Origin of the sequence: Methylobacterium sp. WL116 (assembly GCF_008039455.1) — a bacterium.
Classification (GTDB): domain Bacteria; phylum Pseudomonadota; class Alphaproteobacteria; order Rhizobiales; family Beijerinckiaceae; genus Methylobacterium.
Map to the genome: position 1 here is coordinate 1 of NZ_VRUV01000786.1, position 1526 is coordinate 1526.

Genomic DNA, 1526 nt, shown 5'->3' on the forward strand with positions numbered 1-1526 from the left:
CGCTTGAGCCGGTAGAGCGCCTCCATCGCCTCGCGCGGCGTCAGCGCGTCCGGGTCGATCGCGTCCAGCAGCAGGCCGAGCGCGTCGTCCGCCTCGACCGCCGGTTCCGGCAGAGGGGGCGGGGCGAGGCTCGCGAACAACGGCAGGTCGTCGATGCGCGGACGGCTGGGGCGCTCGCGCTCGGCCTTCTCCAGCCCCTTCAGGATCGCGCCGGCCCGCGCGACGACGCTGCCCGGAAGGCCCGCGATCCGCGCCACCTGGAGCCCGTAGCTGCGCTCCGCCACCCCCGGCACCACCTCGTGCAGGAAGACCACGCCGTCCCGGTGCTCGGCGACCTTCAGGGTGGCGTTGTCGAGCCGCGCCAGCCGCTGGCCCAGGGCGGTCAGCTCGTGGAAATGGGTGGCGAACAGCGCGCGGCAGGCGTTCGTCTCGTGCAGGTGCTCGAGGCAGGCCCAGGCGATCGAGAGCCCGTCATAGGTCGCGGTTCCGCGCCCGATCTCGTCCAGGATCACCAGCGAGTGCCGGGTCGCCTGGTTCAGGATCGCGGCCGTCTCGACCATCTCGACCATGAAGGTCGATTGCCCGCGTGCGAGGTCGTCGGCGGCGCCGACCCGGGAGAACAGGCGGTCGACGCGGCCGATCCGGGCCTGGAGCGCCGGCACGAAGGCGCCGATCTGCGCGAGCACGGCGATCAGGGCGTTCTGGCGCAGGTAGGTCGACTTGCCGCCCATGTTCGGGCCGGTGATCAGCCGGATGCGGCCGCGCCCCTCGCCCGAGAGGTCGCAATCGTTGGCGATGAAGGCCGCGCCGGATTTGCGCAGGGCCGCTTCGACCACCGGATGGCGGCCGCCCGCGATGACGAAGCTCAGCGACGCGTCGACCTGCGGTCGGCGCCAGTCGAGCTCCACCGCAAGCTCGGCGTGGCTCGCGGCCACGTCGAGGGCGGCCAGGGCCTCGGCGATGCCGCCGATCGCCTCGGCCTGCGCGACGATGCGGGCGGCGAGGTCGTCGAACACGGCACCTTCCAGGGCGAGCGCCCGCTCGGCGGCCCCGGAGATCTTCTGCTCCAGCGCGCCGAGCTCGACGCTGGTGAAGCGCATGGCGTCGACCATGGTCTGGCGATGCACGAAGTCGCGCATCAGGCCCTTCAGGCAGGCTTCGCCGACCGATTGCGGCACCTCGATGAAGTAGCCGAGCAGGCCGTTGTGCTTGATCCGCAGCGTGCGGCACCCGGTCTCCTCGGCGTAGCGCGCCTGCAGGGCCGCCACGACCTTGCGCGAGTCGCTCCCGAGCAGGCGGGCCTCGTCGATGTCGGGATGGTAGCCGGCGCGGACGTATCCGCCGTCGCGGCGGTTCAGCGGCAGCTCGTCGGCGAGGCTCGCGCGCAGCATGTCGAGCAGGTCGCGATCGGCGCGGGCGAGGATGCCGGAGAGCCGCGCCAGATCCTCTGGCAGGTCGCGTCCGTCCGACAGGCGCGCGCAGAGCGCCAGCGCCACGTCGAGCCCGTCGCGGATCGCGGGCCTTCC

Annotated in this window: 1 protein-coding gene; it reads right to left on the reverse strand. The window is 72.9% G+C overall.

Annotation, left to right across the window (positions count from 1 at the left end; all coding sequences use genetic code 11):
• Positions 1-1526, reverse strand: a 1526-nt coding sequence (mutS, locus tag FV223_RS27315; protein ID WP_147729831.1) for a DNA mismatch repair protein MutS, incomplete at both ends; no start/stop codon positions are given.